16 protein-coding genes and 1 other RNA gene are annotated in these 15,911 nt (G+C 58.7%); 7 read left to right on the top strand and 10 right to left on the bottom strand.

The features are described 5' to 3' along the window. Positions 1–7: 7 nt before the first annotated feature. From denD to ACYVI2_RS27770, 9 genes are all read right to left on the bottom strand, one after another. Entirely contained in the window at positions 8–985 is a 978-nt protein-coding gene (gene denD, locus ACYVI2_RS27810; protein WP_415819269.1) for a D-erythronate dehydrogenase, read from the bottom strand. Further along, a complete protein-coding gene (otnI, locus tag ACYVI2_RS27805) occupies positions 985–1,782 on the bottom strand; it encodes a 2-oxo-tetronate isomerase (protein WP_415819270.1) in 798 nt (265 codons plus the stop codon). The genes denD and otnI overlap by 1 nt, the downstream gene beginning before the upstream one ends. Positions 1,783–1,848: 66 nt before the next feature. Then, positions 1,849–3,168: an MFS transporter gene (locus tag ACYVI2_RS27800; protein ID WP_415819271.1), complete on the bottom strand. Its 1,320-nt coding sequence runs from the start codon at positions 3,166–3,168 to the stop codon at positions 1,849–1,851. Between the two features lie 78 nt (positions 3,169–3,246). Next, positions 3,247–3,909 carry a 3-oxo-tetronate 4-phosphate decarboxylase gene (gene otnC, locus ACYVI2_RS27795; RefSeq protein ID WP_415819272.1) on the bottom strand — a complete coding sequence of 221 codons (663 nt, stop codon included), beginning with the start codon at positions 3,907–3,909 and terminating at the stop codon, positions 3,247–3,249. Then, entirely contained in the window at positions 3,909–5,195 is a 1,287-nt protein-coding gene (otnK, locus tag ACYVI2_RS27790) for a 3-oxo-tetronate kinase (protein WP_415819273.1), read from the bottom strand. The genes otnC and otnK overlap by 1 nt, the downstream gene beginning before the upstream one ends. A gap of 74 nt (positions 5,196–5,269) precedes the next feature. Then, complete coding sequence (ltnD, locus tag ACYVI2_RS27785) at positions 5,270–6,184, bottom strand: L-threonate dehydrogenase (protein ID WP_415819274.1); 915 nt, start codon at positions 6,182–6,184, stop codon at positions 5,270–5,272. A 109-nt stretch (positions 6,185–6,293) separates the two neighbouring features. Then, complete coding sequence (locus ACYVI2_RS27780) at positions 6,294–7,166, bottom strand: FadR/GntR family transcriptional regulator (RefSeq protein ID WP_415819275.1); 873 nt, start codon at positions 7,164–7,166, stop codon at positions 6,294–6,296. 290 nt (positions 7,167–7,456) lie between these two features. Beyond that, positions 7,457–8,962: a tripartite tricarboxylate transporter permease gene (locus ACYVI2_RS27775; protein WP_415819276.1), complete on the bottom strand. Its 1,506-nt coding sequence runs from the start codon at positions 8,960–8,962 to the stop codon at positions 7,457–7,459. 13 nt (positions 8,963–8,975) lie between these two features. After that, on the bottom strand, positions 8,976–9,440 hold the full coding sequence (locus tag ACYVI2_RS27770) for a tripartite tricarboxylate transporter TctB family protein (protein ID WP_415819277.1): 465 nt from the start codon (positions 9,438–9,440) through the stop codon (positions 8,976–8,978). Positions 9,441–9,876: 436 nt separating this feature from the next. Between ACYVI2_RS27770 and ACYVI2_RS27765 the strand changes: the two genes are divergently transcribed. The 4 genes from ACYVI2_RS27765 (at position 9,877) to ACYVI2_RS27750 (ending at position 11,734) form a co-directional block, all read left to right on the top strand. After that, a complete protein-coding gene (locus ACYVI2_RS27765) occupies positions 9,877–10,338 on the top strand; it encodes a hypothetical protein (protein WP_415819278.1) in 462 nt (153 codons plus the stop codon). After that, positions 10,338–10,640 (top strand): cell division protein ZapA, encoded by a 303-nt coding sequence (locus ACYVI2_RS27760; protein WP_415819279.1) that lies wholly within the window; start codon positions 10,338–10,340, stop codon positions 10,638–10,640. The genes ACYVI2_RS27765 and ACYVI2_RS27760 overlap by 1 nt, the downstream gene beginning before the upstream one ends. Positions 10,641–10,699: 59 nt before the next feature. Further along, positions 10,700–10,885: non-coding RNA, 6S RNA (gene ssrS / locus ACYVI2_RS27755), on the top strand. 78 nt (positions 10,886–10,963) lie between these two features. After that, complete coding sequence (locus ACYVI2_RS27750) at positions 10,964–11,734, top strand: SIMPL domain-containing protein (protein WP_415819294.1); 771 nt, start codon at positions 10,964–10,966, stop codon at positions 11,732–11,734. On the opposite strand, the gene lgt is transcribed toward ACYVI2_RS27750, so the two are convergent. Next, on the bottom strand, positions 11,709–12,497 hold the full coding sequence (gene lgt / locus ACYVI2_RS27745; RefSeq protein WP_415819280.1) for a prolipoprotein diacylglyceryl transferase: 789 nt from the start codon (positions 12,495–12,497) through the stop codon (positions 11,709–11,711). The two genes, ACYVI2_RS27750 and lgt, sit on opposite strands and share 26 nt — an antisense overlap. A gap of 259 nt (positions 12,498–12,756) precedes the next feature. Here lgt and ilvD point away from each other — a divergent pair, with 259 nt between their 5' ends. From ilvD to msrA, 3 genes are all read left to right on the top strand, one after another. Then, positions 12,757–14,442: a dihydroxy-acid dehydratase gene (gene ilvD, locus ACYVI2_RS27740; protein ID WP_415819281.1), complete on the top strand. Its 1,686-nt coding sequence runs from the start codon at positions 12,757–12,759 to the stop codon at positions 14,440–14,442. A gap of 131 nt (positions 14,443–14,573) precedes the next feature. Beyond that, complete coding sequence (locus ACYVI2_RS27735) at positions 14,574–14,939, top strand: c-type cytochrome (protein WP_415819282.1); 366 nt, start codon at positions 14,574–14,576, stop codon at positions 14,937–14,939. Positions 14,940–15,097: 158 nt separating this feature from the next. Continuing rightward, positions 15,098–15,661: a peptide-methionine (S)-S-oxide reductase MsrA gene (gene msrA, locus ACYVI2_RS27730; protein WP_415819283.1), complete on the top strand. Its 564-nt coding sequence runs from the start codon at positions 15,098–15,100 to the stop codon at positions 15,659–15,661. Positions 15,662–15,911 lie beyond the last annotated feature (250 nt).

The raw sequence follows: 15,911 nt of genomic DNA, 5'->3' as shown, positions 1-15,911 counted from the left end.
GCGCCGTTTATTTCGGCATATCGTCTTCTTGATACGCCCGGATCACGTCGGCATAGTTGCTGTCGGCCTGAAAGCCCAGCGATTTGGCGCGCGTGGCGGCGAATTCGCCGGGCCAGGATTCGACGATCTTTTTGACGGCCTCGTTTGGCTCCCACTTCACCAGATCTGCAACCTGATCGCCTGCGACCTCGCGCAGCGCGTCCACCATCGCTTTCACGCTCACCGACAGGCCAGGCAGGCTGATAGTGCGGGAGAAACCGATCGCGTCGCCGTCCAATTCATGGCCATGGATGAGGTTTTCGATCGCATAGCGCGGCGACATCAGCCACATCTTGGTCTCGGGCGAGACGGGAGCGACGGCGCTTTCGCCGTTCAAGGGCTCGCGCACGATGCCGCTGGCAAAGCTCGATGCGGCGGCATTGGGTTTGCCCGGGCGTACGCTGATCGTGGGCATGCGCAGCGTGCGGCCATCGATAAAGCCTTTGCGGCTGTAATCAGACACCATCAACTCGCCAGAGACCTTTTGCGCACCGTACGAGCTCATCGGCGTGGGCGCGGTGTCGTCCTGCACGATCGCAGGCAGCTTGCCACCGAAGACCGCGACCGAGCTGGTGAAAACGAAACGCGGCTTGTGGCCGAGCGTGCGGCACAAATCCAGCAGCTCGCGCGTGGCATCCAGATTGATGCGCATGCCCAGGTCGAAATCGGCCTCTGCGGCGCCGCTGACCACGGCCGCCAGATGGAACACCGAGGTCACGCTGGTGTCGATGACTTGGCGCAGCAGGGCTGCATCTGCGATGTCGCCGGTTACGACCTTGATGCGAGGGTCATCCAGGTCCGTGGGGGCCACCATATCCAGCAGGATGATCTGCTCGATTTTTTCGGGTTGGCCGCTGGCACCTTTCAGTTCGCCGCGTTCCAGCAATTTTTTGGCCAGGCGTTTGCCCAGGAAACCGGCGCCGCCGGTAATCAGTACCTTACTCATTATTTGCCTTCCGAGTTGGCACGGTACGTACGCAGCCAGGCCAGGCCGTCGCTCGTTGCCGCACGGGGTTTGTATTCGCATCCCACCCAGCCCTGATAACCCAATTGGTCCAGGGTCTGGAAAATAAAGGGGTAATTCAGTTCTTCGCCATCGGGCTCGTTGCGGCTGGGCACGCTGGCGATCTGGATGTGTCCGATCTGATCAAACATGGCGCGCAGTTTCATGACCACATCGCCTTCCATGATCTGGGCGTGATAGCAGTCGAACTGCACTTTCAGGTTGTCGGCGCCGGTGGTGCGTACGACGTCCAGCGCATCCTTTTGATAGCTCAGCAGATAGCCGGGCATATCGCGCTGGTTGATGGGTTCAAGCACGATAGTCAGGCCTGCGGCCTTGGCTTGTTCTGTCGCCCAGGCCACATTGCGGGTGTACAGGTCCAGGCGCGCTGCGCGGTCCGCGTCCGCCGGCAGCAGGCCCGCCATGACGTGCACGCGTTGATTGCCCAGCACGCTGGCATACTCGATCGCGCGCGCGATCGCGTCCTTGAATTCCTGCTCGCGTCCCGGCAGTGATGCAATGCCGCGTTCACCGCCTGCCCAATCGCCCGGAGGCGCATTGAACAACGCCTGTTCGATGCCGTTGTCGACCAGGCGCTGCTTGATCTCGGCGGCGGGAAAGTCGTAGGGGAACAGATATTCCACACCTTCAAAACCGTCTTTCGCAGCCGCTGCGATGCGATCCAGGAAGGGCAGGTCTTGGTATAGGAAGCTGAGATTGGCGGCGAATTTCAATGACATTGTGGTAGCTCCGGGAAGTGCATACAGACTGGGCGCGGCCGATAGCGGCGCGCGCCCAGAGGATGTTTAGCGGTTCACCTCGTTCTTGTTGGTCAAGAACACGGCGACGGCGCCGAGCAGCAGCATGCCGGTCAACATGTACATGCCGGCCGCCGAACTCTTCGTGGCGTCATTCAACAGGCCAATGGCGTATGGGCTGACAAAGCCGGCCAGGTTGCCCACCGAGTTGATGACGGCAATACCTGCAACCGCGCCCGCGCCGGACAAAAATGCCGTAGGCAGCGACCAGAACAAGGGCGAGCAGGTCAACGCACCGCCCGCCGCGATGGACAGGAACACCATTGCCAGCACCGTGTTGTCGGCGTACGCGGCAGAGACTGCAAATCCGATCGCACCAAACGTCGCCGGAATGATCAAGTGCCAACGACGCTCACGCATGCGGTCGGCGTTGCGGCCGATCAGGATCATCGAAATCGCGGCAACAATAAAGGGAATGGCACTGATCAAGCCGATATTGAAGGCACCTTGCACCCCGGTGGATTTCACCAGCGACGGCATCCAGAATGTCAGGCCATACTGGCCCATGACAAAGCAGAAATAGATCAGGCACATCCACCACACTCGCAGATCGGTGAATACCGCTTTGGTGGTGCCGGGGCTGGTCTTGCTCTTGGATTTGGTCTCTGCCTCGATGTCGCGGGCAACGACCGCTTTTTCGTCATCGGTGAGCCATTTGGCCGAACGCACGTCGTTATCCAGATAGAGTAGCGTCACGATACCCAGGACCAAGGCGGGCAGGGCCTCGATGACGAACATCCACTGCCAGCCGCCATGGCCCATATAGCCATTGAAATTCTGCATCAGGTAGCCGGACAGCGGTCCGCCGAAAATTCCTGACAACGGAATGGCCGCCATAAATACCGCAATCATTTTGGCGCGGCGATGTCCAGGGAACCAGTACGTCAGATACAGGATCACGCCGGGATAAAAGCCGGCCTCAGCCGCGCCCAACAGAAAGCGCAGTACATAGAACTGCGTGGGCGTAGATACAAAAAAGAAGCAGCCCGACAAAATGCCCCACGTGATCATGATGCGCGCGATCCAGATGCGAGCACCGACACGATTCATCAGCAGGTTGGAAGGCACTTCGAAAAAGAAATACCCGATAAAGAACAAGCCCGCACCCAGCCCGAACACGGTTTCCGAGAAACCCAGATCGATGGACATTTGCAGCTTGGCAAAACCGACGTTCACGCGATCCAGATAGGCGATGACATAGCAGATCATCAAGAATGGCATGATGCGCCACGCGATCTTGGAATAGACGCGGTTGGACTCCGAATGCGATACCGCGCCAGCGGTGTCGGTCACTGTTTGAGCAGTCACTGTGCTCCTCCTGCTGTTTATGAAAAGGGGTGACGAGCCGCATTGGTGGCGCAGCTCGTGTGGTAACCGGCTCAGGCGCTACCAGCGCGCCTTGAATGTCTGGCGCAATTCATCGATCGCGTCCTCGGACAGTGCCGTGCCTTGCCGTTGCATCATGAGCCACAGCTTGGCGGTTTCTTCGAGTTCTTCCAGTGCAAAAGCCGCGTTGGACGCCGAGTCGTGCCAGACGACGGGTCCCAGGCGCTCAAGCAGCACGCCGCGCACGCTGCTGGCCAAGCCCGCGATCTGTTCCGCAACTTTTGGATCGCCAGGACGGTGATAGGGAATCAGCGGAACATGGCCCACCTTCATGACGTAATACGGCGTAATGGGCGGCACCACGTCTTCCGGCTTCCATACGCCAGCCAGGGTCAGGGCCACCAGATTGGTCGAGTGCGTATGAACGACTGCATTGGCTTGCGCATTGTTGGCGTAGACGTTGCGGTGCAATGCCAATGTCTTGGATGCGCGGGCGCCAGAAATTTGTACGCCGTCGGTGCCCACTTTGCTCAATTGAGCAGGATCCAGCATGCCCAGGCAGGCATCAGTGGGAGTGATCAACCAGCCATCGGTCAAGCGCGCGCTGATGTTTCCGGACGAGCCCACGGTGTAGCCACGATTGAACAGCGCCGCCCCGATGCGGCAGATTTCCTCACGCAGTGTGCTTTCCGCGTTTGCCGCGGCGTCGATAACGTTGGCCATTACAGAGAGCCTCCCACCGCTTTCAGGGCTTTTTCAAAGAAGTCCACCGTGCCGAAATTGCCCGATTTCAAGGCCAGTGCCAATTGCGCGTCGCCATTGCCGTCGATGGCGACCGTCGCGGGTACACCGGGATCGATTTGAGGGCCGATACGCAGGGCACGTACGTCCAGGGCCTGTACCACAGCGCCCGAGGTCTCTCCGCCCGCAACCACGAAATGCGTAACGCCTTGATCCCGCAAGCTGCTTGCAACAGTCGCCAAGGCTTGTTCGACCAATTCCCCTGCGCGTTGCGTGCCCAGCTCGGCCTGCACGGCGCGGACTTCGTCTGGCGTAGCGGTTGCATAGACCAGCACCGTTTTGGGGGCATGCTCTTGCGCAAACGCCAATGCTTGTTCCACCACGTTTTCGCCCCTGGCCAGCGCCAGCGGATCAATGCGGAACGCCGGGTGAGACGCCTTCCAGTGCGCGACCTGGCCGTTGGTGGCTTTGGACGCACTGCCTGCCAGCACGATGCTGCGGCCTTCGATACTCGGCAAATCAGCGGCCGAGCCCGTGGCGCTCAACGCGCCGGTGCGCACGAAATTGCCTGGTAGTCCCAGCGCGACACCAGAGCCGCCAGTAATCAACGCCAGATCGCTGCAACCTGCGCCCAGTGTGTACAGATCATCATTCGAGATCGCATCGGCAATTGCCATCCGGATGCCGGCTTCACGCAAGCTTGCAATCTTCGCCTTGATGGCGTCGGCGCCTTTCTTCACCGTATTCGCGTCAATCAGGCCCACTTTGGATGGAGTCTGACGTTGCAGTACCCGGACCAGATTGGCGTCGCGCATCGGCGTGAGCGGGTGGTTTTCCATCCCCGACTCATTTAGCAATGTGTCGTTCACAAACAAATGGCCGTGATACACCGTGCGGCCGTTCTCGGGGAACGCGGGGCACGCGATCGTAAAGTCCGCGCCCAGTGCTTGCAGCAATGCGTCCGCCACAGGTCCGATATTGCCCTGGTCGGTCGAGTCGAACGTCGAGCAGTATTTGAAGAAAAACTGCGTGCAACCCTGAGTTTGCAGCCACTTCAAGGCGGCCAGCGATTGCTCGACGGCATCTTGCGGTGCGATGGTGCGCGATTTCAGCGCGACGACGATGGCGTCCACATCCTGCACCGGCGCGGCAGGCACGCCGATGGTTTGAATCGTGCGCATACCCTCGCGCACCAGCATGTTGGCCAAATCAGTAGCGCCGGTAAAATCGTCGGCGATGCAGCCCAGCAAAGGCTTACCAGATGTCATGACGGAGATCCTGGGATAGCAGAGAAAAAAGTTGAATATGCTGTGTGCCTGCATCATCGATGCAGGCACGGCGTTTAATGCGTGTTGGGGTCGCGTTTAGGCGGGACTTCAATACCCGGGAAAATCTTGATGACCGCAGAGTCGTCCTCACCACCATGTCCGGCTGTCGAGGCCTGCATGAACATCTGGTGTGCAGTGGCCGACAGCGGCAGCGGGAATTTGCTGGCGCGGGCCGTATCCAGGACCAGACCCAGATCTTTCACGAAAATATCGACGGCCGACAACGGCGTGTAATCGCCGTTCAGGATGTGCGGCACGCGGTTTTCGAACATCCACGAGTTCCCTGCGCTGTTGGTGATGACCTCGTACAACGCATCAGGGTCCACGCCTTCGCGCAGGCCCAAGGCCATGGCCTCGGCCGACGCGGCGATATGTACGCCTGCCAGCAATTGATTGATGATTTTGACCTTGGAGCCTTGGCCGTGTTGGTCCCCCAGCCGATACACCTTGCCGGCCATGGCAGCCAGCACATGTTCGCAGGCTGCATAGGCGGCTGCCGGGCCAGAAGTCATCATCGTCATGGTTCCCTCTGCAGCACGTGCGGCTCCGCCGGACACCGGTGCGTCCAGCATATGCAGACCCATGCCTTGCAGACGCTGACCCAGACGAATGGCAAATTCGGGAGCCACCGTGGCGCATGCGATCACGACCGAGCCGGGCTTCATTGCATGCGCCAGGCCTTGCGTGCCGTCAGCGCCAAACAACACGCTCTCGGTTTGAGCGGCGTTGACCACCAGCAGGACAACGGCGTCGCAGTGTTGACCCATCTCAGCCAGGCTCTGGCAGGCGACCCCGCCTTCAGCGGCGAAACTGTCCAACACCTGTTGCCGAACGTCATTGGCATGGACGTTCAAGCCTGCACGCAGCAACGAGCGGGCCACGCCCAGGCCCATCGCGCCCAATCCAACTATGCCTACGTTCTTCGTCATATTCGTTCCTTCGATTACGTGGATGCCATGACGTCTCGAAAGTGGTTGCGCGGACGTCAGCGTGCGTCTGGCATCGGAGCTGCATGTGCCAGGCGCGGGTGGCAGGATGTCAGGTGTCGATCCCCGCGGTATTGGCTGGACTCGTCTTGCGCTTGCGTGAGCGCGGAGTGTCCGCAATAACCTGTTTGCTGGCACCTTTCGGCTGCGCTGCCGCACGGGAGGTGCCGGCAGAGGGCTTGCGGTCTTTTGTGACCGGATGCCCTGTCAGGCTGGCTGCTGCCTGCGCACTTTGTTTCAGGCGTCGCCCAGCGTTGTACAGATGGGTTTGCGCCATGTGACGCGCAGAGACTGGATCGCCAGCGCGTATTGCATCGACCAGCGCCTGGTGTTCTTCGTGGACCTGGCGTGCAAAATCGGCGTTTTGTGCCTCGTTGTTGCGCGTAATGTGCACGGCCGCTTCCAGATACTGATTCAGGAAACGCAACGTGTTCAACAGAAACGGATTCCCTGCAGCTTGGGCGATGGTCCGGTGAAACGCCACATCGGCCAATACGCCGTCGTTGCCTTTGGCCACCTCGTGCGAGATCTCAGCCAGTGCATTTTCAATTTTTCCCAGTTGGCGCGCTGTACGTTTTATCGCCGCCTGCTCGGCCGCTTCCGCTTCCAGCGCACGTCGCACGTCCAACAACTGCAACACCGCGCTCAAGGAGCCTACATCGCCGGGGTCAATGCGCAGCGGCATGACCAGGCCATGGCGGCTGACATACACACCGCTGCCTTGGCGCGATTCGACGACTCCCTGGCTCTTCAATTGCGCCGTGGCTTCGCGCACGACGGCGCGGCTGATGCCAAATTGCTCTGCCAGCACGGCCTCGGACGGCAATTTTGCCCCCGCGGGCAGGTTGCCGTTGCTGATTTGCTCCAGCAGCGCCTGTGCGACACCGTCGCTCAGCCCCGCACGAGAATTGACTTTCTGGAACATGTCTCTGGGTTCTATTTCTAGTTGATTTACTCTGAAAACCACCCTGGTTATCAGACAACTTTGCGGAAGTTTAACCGACGAAGTCAAACTGTCAAATTCCCCCAGGGATGCTCTTTCTGCATACGGAACATCCCGCGCGGTGCCTGGATCAGTTGTCTCAAAAGACTACAGGCTCCTCCGCGTTCAAGGCAAAAAAAAGCCAGGCACTTCATAGTGCCTGGCATCAGGGACGCGATCTATTCATCCCCTTCCGACACCTATACGCAGTGTCGGCAGGGGCGTGCATGCGCTCACTCTTCTTCGACGAACGTCTCTTCACGTTTCTTGCGGATCGACGGCAACGCCACAATCACGACCAGAAACACTGCGACAGCCAACAGCGAAGCCGACAGGGGACGGTCCACGAACGTCATGAAGTCACCGCGCGACAGCAGCAGGGCGCGACGGAAGTTTTCTTCCATCATGGGGCCCAGCACCAGGCCCAGCAGCAACGGGGCGCCTTCACACTTCAGTTTCGACCAGACATAGCCGATCACACCAAAGATCGCCGTGGTGAAAATGTCGAACGTGTTGTAGTTCAACGAATACACCCCGATCGTGCAGAACACCAGAATCGCCGGATACAGGATGCGATAGGGCACTTTCAGCAGTTTGACCCACAGGCCGATCAGCGGCAGGTTCAGCACCACCAGCATCAGGTTACCGATCCACATCGAGGCGATCAGACCCCAGAACAATTCCGGGTGGCTGCTCATCACCTGAGGGCCGGGCTGAATGTTGTGGATGGTCATCGCACCCACCATCAACGCCATCACTGCGTTGCCCGGGATACCCAGGGTCAGCAGCGGGATGAACGACGTCTGTGCCGCAGCGTTGTTGGCCGACTCGGGGCCGCCCAGACCGGCCGGATGGCCTTTACCGAAGCGCTCGGGGTTCTTCGAGATCTTCTTTTCCAACGTATACGAGGCAAACGAAGACAGCACCGCGCCGCCGCCGGGCAGAATACCCAGCATCGAGCCCAGAATCGTGCCACGCACCGCAGCCGGAGCCGCTTCCTTGAACTCTTGCTTGTTCGGATACAGCGAGCCGATCTTGTCGGTAATGTCGACGCGATTCTCTTTCTGTTCCAGGTTGGTCATGATCTCGGCAAAGCCGAACACGCCCATGGCCACGATGGCAAAGTCGATACCGTCTTGCAGTTCGGGAATACCGAAATCAAAGCGGGCGACCCCCGAGTTGACGTCCGTACCCACCATACCCAGCAGCAGGCCCAGGATGATCATCGCGATCGCCTTGGGCAGCGAGCCCGAGGCCAGCACCACCGCACCCACCAGACCCAAGGTCATCAGCGAGAAATACTCGGCGGGGCCGAACTTAAAGGCGACTTCAGCCAATGGGGGCGCAAAAGCGGCCAGCAACAGCGTTGCGACGCAGCCGGCAAAGAACGAACCCATGGCGGCAATTGCCAGTGCGGCGCCCGCCCGTCCGTTACGCGCCATCTGGTGGCCGTCGAGCACAGTCACCACGGCGGACGTCTCCCCAGGGAGTGCCACCAGGATAGCCGTGGTCGAACCGCCATACTGCGCACCGTAATAAATACCGGCCAACATGATCAGGCCGGCTACCGGCGGCAGCACGTACGTGATCGGCAGCAGCATCGCGATCGTCGGAACAGGGCCAATCCCGGGCAACACCCCGATCAAGGTACCCAGAATACAACCCAGCAAAGCGTATAGCAGGTTCTCGGGCGTGAACGCCACCGAGAATCCCAGCATCAAGTGATCAAATAATTCCATGGCCGAAGACTCCTTAGTTCATGCCTAGAAACGACGGCCACAGCGGGAAAATCAGCCCCAGCCCTTTGATGAATGCCAGATACGAGAACACCACCAGGAAAATGCCGTTGCCGATGGCCACTTTCAGGTTGAACTCGTGGCTGGCCAGGCTGCTGACGACGACCAGTGCAAAGACCGAGATATAGACACCCAGCAATTTCAGGATCAGGGCGTACAACACGACGGATCCGATCACCAGGAAGGTGATGCGCCAGTCGAATTTGTCGACATGGGTCTCCGTTGCTTTTTTGCTCAGCGAACCAAGCAGCACAATGGCGCCCAGTAAGGCCAGGACTAATCCCAGCGCGAAAGGAAAGTACCCCGGCCCCATCCGGGCGGCAGTCCCCATTTGATAGCTCGTCGATTGCCAAGCGGCTGCCAATCCGATGGCGATGAACATCACCCCGGACCAGAAATCCTGCCGATTGCGTAGCTGCATGGTCTACTCCTATTTACAGCATGTGAGTTAAAGCCAAGTCGTTCAATGAACGATGCTCTGAAAAAATGAACACCTCGTCGTGCTGCTCGTTGTTATGAAATCGAGGTGCGTCTTTTGAGCAGGGCGCATGGTAGCGAAGGGGCCTGGGCCTGCAAACCCAAGCGGTTCGAGATGCGGATGGGGTTTTCCCTAAAACTGGCATCCAAGTTGTAACCTTGGGCCACTACCGGTCCAAAATGAAAGCAAAATGAAAGTAAATAGAAAGACAGGCGAAAGCCTGTGATCGATCAACGCTTGATCAACGCAAGTCCTGTGTCAGAATTCTTTGGTACCAGCAGTTTTGAGTTGTTAGCTGCAAGTCCTACAGAATATTGCTGGTTTTCTCACGTTGCGTATGGCCTCCCAGCCAATGCGCGGATGGTTTACGATAGCGCCCATGCTGCAAGATCTAGATCAACTCGCCGCCCGTATCGGGCAATTAGTGCAACGCACCCGGCAACTTCAGGCCGAGCGTGATGCGTTGCGTATCAGCCTGGGCCAAAGCGAAGCCGCTCAGCGTGCATTAGAGCAACGCTGCAACGAGCGTCAGGCCGAAATTTTGGTGCTGCAGACCAAATTGCAGGAGCACGACGGGGCGGTCGAAGACCTCCTGTCCGAGGCGCGCCAGTCAGAAATAGATCTGCGTGCGCAGCTTGCCCGCCAAATATCCGAGCAGCAGACGCTCGAATCTCGTGCCCAGACTCGCGAGGCGGAATTGCTCGGCAGCCTCAATGCCAAAGACACGGATCTGCAACGCCTGCGTGTCGCCACAGATGCCGCCCGCGAGCGGATCGATAGCGTGTTGGCGCGTCTGCCGGGCGCTGCCGCCGAAGACCAATCCTCCGGAGCGCAGCCCTGATGGAACGTATTGATGTCACGATATTGGGGCGCGATTATTCTCTCGCGTGCTCCACCGAAGAAAAGCCCACCCTGTTGGCCGCCGTGCGCCACGTTGATCAGCTCATGCTGCGTATCCAGGGTTCTGGCAAAGTCTCCAGTAACGAACGCATTGCCGTCATGGCGGCTTTGCAGATTGCCAGCGAGTTGTTATCTATGAAAGCGCCCGACGGTCCCCTCGGAGGTTTGGCGGTAGGCGAGTTCAAGGGTAGAATCGAACACATGAATTCCCTGCTTGACGACGCATTGTCGAAACAGGGGTAGCAGTACGGACTTCGGTCCCCAGCGTGTCGGTATCACGCATGATTTGATGTTTTTTCAGTTTGTCCCTGCCGTGCTCGTGACCTGGCCATACATTCTCTGAACCTATGTCTTACGGCATATTGGTTGCGTGAATGGTGAGTGGGAGTGATTGTCTACCCGTAGACGAACCCGAAGCTCAACGGATCGCGACCACCTTGAACCTCACGGTTCGAGATGCCGGCCTAGACGGCACAGGCGGGGCATCTATTCCGGCGGACCTGGGTTTTCTCTCAGGTCCGCGCCGGATGCCTCTCTTTCCCACTCTCTTATACAGGTCTGTCATGATGCACTCCTTTCGCGTGCCTTCATTGAACCGTCTTGCGGCTGCCTGCTGCGCCGCATTCGCCTTGACGGCCGCGCCGTTGGCGCATGCTCAGCAACCGCCTGCGCCGCCTCGCGCGCCTGCGCCTGCTGTACATCCCGACGAACGCGTGCCCGAATTGACGCTGCAGGCGTCTGCCTCTGCCGATGTGCAGCAGGACACCGTTCGCATCACGCTGGCCGCAGAGTTCGATGCCGACTCACAGACCAAGGCCACGACCCAATTGAGTACAGTGCTTGATGAGACCGTCAAGCGTACCGAGGGTGCAAAGGGCATCCAGGTCCACACCAGCGGCTACAACGTGTGGCCCAACACGGACGAAAAAGGCAAAATCCAGAATTGGCGCGCACGCGGAGAAATCATCCTCGAGTCCAAGGACTTTGCCGCTGCCTCGGCATTGGCCTCCAAGCTGTCCGACAAGGTCGCCATATCGCAAATCAGTTTCTCGCTGTCACGCGAGGCGCGCGACGCTGCGGAAAAGAAACTGCTCAGTCAGGCGGCCGATGCCTTTCTGGCGCGAGCACAGGCCGCGGCCCAGGCTTTCGGCTATAGCAGCTATCGCGTGCAACAGCTCGAGCTGAGCGGAGGCGGTTCACCGGTCCCGGTACCGAGACCGATGGGTGCGATGGCCAAAAGCAGCCTCAGCAGTGCAGCCGGCTACGCCGATGCACCGCTCGAGGCAGGCCAGGTCACCGTGACGCTTTCCGTCAACGGGACTGTCGCTTTGCAGTAAAGAAAAACATCACGACGCCGATGAGCACCATGGGCAGGGACAGCCACTGTCCCATGCTCATGCCTCCGGCGAGCAAGCCCAGAAAATTATCCGGTTCGCGCGTGAACTCCACCAAAAAGCGGAATGCGCCATAACCGATCAAAAACAGTGCGCTCACTTGACCGAGGGGGCGAGGCTTGCTGGAAAACCACCAGAGCAGGGCGAACAGCACAATGCCCTCCAACCCCAGTTCATAAAGCTGCGAGGGGTGGCGCGGCACATCGGTGCCCGATTGCGGAAATACCATCGCCCAGGGCACATCAGTGGCGCGGCCCCAGAGCTCGCCATTGATAAAGTTACCCAGACGGCCTGCACCCAGGCCCAGGGGAATGAGCGGGGCGATGAAATCACTGATCGTAAAGAACGACACCTTCTTTTTACGCGCAAACAGCAGCATCACCAGGATCACGCCGATCAGCCCGCCGTGGAAAGACATCCCACCTTCCCAGAGGTAAAAGATTTCCAGGGGATGGGTCAGGTAATAGCCGGGTTTATAAAACAGCACATAGCCCAGACGGCCGCCCACCACCACGCCCAGCACGCTGTAGAAAATAATATCTTCCAGGTCGCGCGTATTGAGCGCCGGCGTGTGGCCGCGTGTCAGGCGTCGCCGGCCCAACAAATAAACCAGTGCAAATCCGACGAGATACATCAGGCCGTACCAATGAATAGCGACGGGGCCGATGCTCAGGGCAATAGGGTCAAACTCGGGATGGTGCAGCATAATCCGCCATGCAATAAAAGATTGGGTCGATAATAACCGGCACAGGTGTCGTTATGCCGCTCGGTATGTAATGACTCTCAAGGAAATGCCGAATCAGTTGGGCCAGTAAATTTTCCATATCCAGGAAAATCAAAGACCTGGACGCTCTTGAACTTGCTACATTCGACTTATTCAGCGCGATTCCTTGATTTTCTTGCTCCTCAGCAAGAAGCGAGCTGGGCGGCACCCTGTTCAGGAGCGCCCAATATGGAGACAGACCATGCCCAATAACGAACGTTCACGCCACGTGACCCATGGCGTCGCCCGTGCGCCCAATCGGGCGATGTATTACGCTCTGGGCTACCAAGAATCCGATTTTGATAATCCCATGATTGGAGTGGCCAATGGTCACTCCACCATTACGCCTTGTAATAGCGGCCTGCAGCGCTTGGCCGACGCCGCCATCGATGCGATTCGTGAGTCGCGCGCCAATCCCCAGGTATTTGGCACGCCCACCATCTCCGATGGCATGTCCATGGGCACCGAGGGCATGAAATATTCCCTGGTTTCGCGCGAGGTGATTGCCGACTGTATCGAAACGGCGGTTCAAGGGCAGTGGATGGATGGCGTGGTCGTCATCGGGGGCTGCGACAAAAACATGCCGGGCGGCATGATCGCGCTGGCCCGCACCAACGTCCCGGGTATTTATGTATATGGCGGCACCATCAAGCCCGGCCATTACCAAGGCAAAGACCTGACCATCGTCTCGGTGTTCGAGGCCGTGGGCGAGTTCACCATGGGGCGTATGGACCAGGAAGACTTCAAGCAAATCGAGAAATGCGCGATTCCGGGTTCGGGATCCTGTGGCGGGATGTACACCGCCAACACGATGAGCTCTGCCTTCGAGGCGCTGGGTATGAGCTTGCCGTATTCCAGCACGATGGCCAACGAAGACGACGAAAAAATCGTATCCGCGGCCGAGTCGGCCCGGGTTCTGGTCGATGCCGTACGGCGCGGCGTGCGACCACGCGACATCATTACCCGCGAATCCATCGAAAATGCCGTGTCCGTCATTATGGCCACGGGCGGCTCGACCAACGCGGTGCTGCATTTTCTGGCCATCGCGCATGCGGCTGAGGTCCCCTGGACGATCGATGACTTCGAGCGTATTCGGCGCCGTGTCCCCGTTATTTGCGATTTAAAACCATCCGGCCGCTACGTCGCCACCGATCTGCATCGTGCGGGCGGAATTCCGCAAGTGATGAAACTCCTGCTGGACGCGGGATTGCTGCATGGGGATTGCATCACCATTACTGGCAAAACCATCGCAGAAACTTTGGCAGACGTTCCTGCGGTACCTCGTTCAGATCAAGATGTGATTCGGCCGATAGACCGCGCTCTGTATCCTCAGGGGCATCTGGCCATTCTCAAGGGCAACTTATCTCCCGAGGGATGCGTCGCCAAAATCACGGGCCTGAAGAATCCCGTCATCACCGGCCCTGCCCGCGTTTTCGATTCCGAAGACGAAGCCATGACAGCCATCATGGACCGTCGGATCCAGCACGGCGACATCGTCGTCATCCGTTACGAGGGCCCCAAAGGCGGCCCGGGAATGCGCGAAATGTTGGCGCCGACCTCCGCGTTGATTGGCCAGGGATTGGGCGAGACTGTGGGTTTGATCACCGATGGCCGTTTTTCGGGCGGAACCTGGGGCATGGTCGTCGGGCATGTGGCTCCCGAGGCCTATGTTGGTGGTCCCATTGCCCTCATTCAAGAGGGCGATTCAGTTACCATCGACGCTCATCAGCTGCTGCTGCAGCTCAATATTTCCGACGAAGAGTTGGCGTCGCGTCGACAGGCCTGGGTCCAGCCCAAACCGCGGTACACCAGGGGCGTTCTGGCTAAATTCGGCAAATTGGCCAGCACGGCCAGCCGAGGAGCGGTGACAGACGCCTTTGAGTCCTGACAATTTGAGCTCAGGCCCGGTTGGCCACGCAGTTGTGCGAAAGGGGGCGGCAGTCAGGAGGCCGGCAGCCGAAATCCAGGATGTCGCCGTTTCGCGATTTTGATGTGTTTTTTGAACTTGAGACAGCACGGATGTATGTAACGACAGGCAGGACGGCCGCCATTGTTTTCGGCCTATGGACAATCATTCTGTCCCCCATTGGTGCGCAAGCGGCCGACCAATCTACAGGCGAGGCCTTGGCGCAAAGCAAAGCCTGTATGGCGTGTCACCAAGTCGACAGCAAACGCGTGGGGCCGCCATTGCGCAGTATCGGGGAACGATACGCCGCGGCGGGCGAGGGCGACGCCATGGTGCAGTACCTGACAGGCAAAATCCGCTCCGGCGGACGAGGCGTCTGGGGGGCCGTACCCATGCCGGCTCAACCACAGGTCAGTGAAGAGGATGCCCGCACGTTGGCCGAGTGGGTGCTATCTCTGGCGCCGGCTAAATCAAAGTAGTCCCGGCTGACTTGGTCTTTATGCCTTTATATATAGCGGCCCGTCTCCATATCTGTCCCTCTATCTATATATAGAGCGACGGCGCCATTCCTATCTGCTATCTAGATATAGTAGATAGCAGCGGCAGAGAAATGCCTATTGAATAAGGAACCATGATCATGTCGGAACCCACATCTTCCCCGGTTACCGAGGTTGCCATCCTGGGCGGAGGCTGCTTCTGGTGCGTCGAGGCCGTCCTCGAGGATTTGCGCGGCGTCGTCAGCGTGCTGCCCGGCTATAGCGGCGGCCATGTCGATCATCCGTCGTACGAGCAGGTCTGCGGTAAAGCCACCGGTCATATCGAAGTCGCCCGCGTCGAGTTCGATCCCTCAGTATTGTCCTATGCCGACCTGTTGCGGGTATTTTTCGCGACGCATGACCCGACCACTCCGGGGCGTCAGGGTAATGACGTGGGCCCCCAGTACGAGTCCGCCATCTTTTGGCAAAACGAGACCCAGCGCGAGCAGGCCCAGACCGTTATCGCCGAAGTCGATGCGCAGCATATTTATGATGCGCCCATTGTGACCCAGCTGCGCGAGCCCGCCACGTTCTGGCCCGCAGAGGACTATCACCGTAATTACTTTGAATTGCATCCCGAACAGGGCTACTGCCAATTCGTGATTGCGCCAAAGGTCGCGAAATTCCGTAAACAATTCAGCGATCGACTGAAAAAACACGGTTAATACCCGTTCTTTCCTGGGGACGACTGGCTTTCAAGCCTCTCGTCCCCAATTTTTTTGGGGATTTCAGAAAAAAGTGCCGGTATTGCCGTAACGGCTTTGTAATGTGTGCTATAGTCTCGCTCCTTCGCTGCTTGAACACGAACTCAGACGAAACGCAGTTTCAGACGAGACGGATTCAGGCGGTGGGGCCGAAGTGGTGACGCAGTAAATTCCCGCGATGATGATTATTTGAGATCTAGTTGCACCGAAT

This window comes from Bordetella tumbae (assembly GCF_054780995.1).
This window is presented reverse-complemented; position numbering and strand designations above follow the sequence as displayed.

Excerpts from the sequence above, each read along its gene's own strand:
- ilvD (WP_415819281.1), top strand. The coding sequence starts at position 12,757 with ATGCCCAATAACGAACGTTCACGCCACGTGACCCATGGCGTCGCCCGT.
- ACYVI2_RS27775 (WP_415819276.1), bottom strand. The coding sequence starts at position 8,962 with ATGGAATTATTTGATCACTTGATGCTGGGATTCTCGGTGGCGTTCACG.
- ACYVI2_RS27735 (WP_415819282.1), top strand. The coding sequence starts at position 14,574 with ATGTATGTAACGACAGGCAGGACGGCCGCCATTGTTTTCGGCCTATGG.
- ltnD (WP_415819274.1), bottom strand. The coding sequence starts at position 6,184 with ATGACGAAGAACGTAGGCATAGTTGGATTGGGCGCGATGGGCCTGGGC.
- denD (WP_415819269.1), bottom strand. The coding sequence starts at position 985 with ATGAGTAAGGTACTGATTACCGGCGGCGCCGGTTTCCTGGGCAAACGC.
- otnK (WP_415819273.1), bottom strand. The coding sequence starts at position 5,195 with ATGACATCTGGTAAGCCTTTGCTGGGCTGCATCGCCGACGATTTTACC.
- otnI (WP_415819270.1), bottom strand. The coding sequence starts at position 1,782 with ATGTCATTGAAATTCGCCGCCAATCTCAGCTTCCTATACCAAGACCTG.
- otnC (WP_415819272.1), bottom strand. The coding sequence starts at position 3,909 with ATGGCCAACGTTATCGACGCCGCGGCAAACGCGGAAAGCACACTGCGT.
- msrA (WP_415819283.1), top strand. The coding sequence starts at position 15,098 with ATGTCGGAACCCACATCTTCCCCGGTTACCGAGGTTGCCATCCTGGGC.
- ACYVI2_RS27765 (WP_415819278.1), top strand. The coding sequence starts at position 9,877 with ATGCTGCAAGATCTAGATCAACTCGCCGCCCGTATCGGGCAATTAGTG.
- ACYVI2_RS27770 (WP_415819277.1), bottom strand. The coding sequence starts at position 9,440 with ATGCAGCTACGCAATCGGCAGGATTTCTGGTCCGGGGTGATGTTCATC.
- ACYVI2_RS27780 (WP_415819275.1), bottom strand. The coding sequence starts at position 7,166 with ATGTTCCAGAAAGTCAATTCTCGTGCGGGGCTGAGCGACGGTGTCGCA.
- ACYVI2_RS27750 (WP_415819294.1), top strand. The coding sequence starts at position 10,964 with ATGCACTCCTTTCGCGTGCCTTCATTGAACCGTCTTGCGGCTGCCTGC.
- lgt (WP_415819280.1), bottom strand. The coding sequence starts at position 12,497 with ATGCTGCACCATCCCGAGTTTGACCCTATTGCCCTGAGCATCGGCCCC.
- ACYVI2_RS27760 (WP_415819279.1), top strand. The coding sequence starts at position 10,338 with ATGGAACGTATTGATGTCACGATATTGGGGCGCGATTATTCTCTCGCG.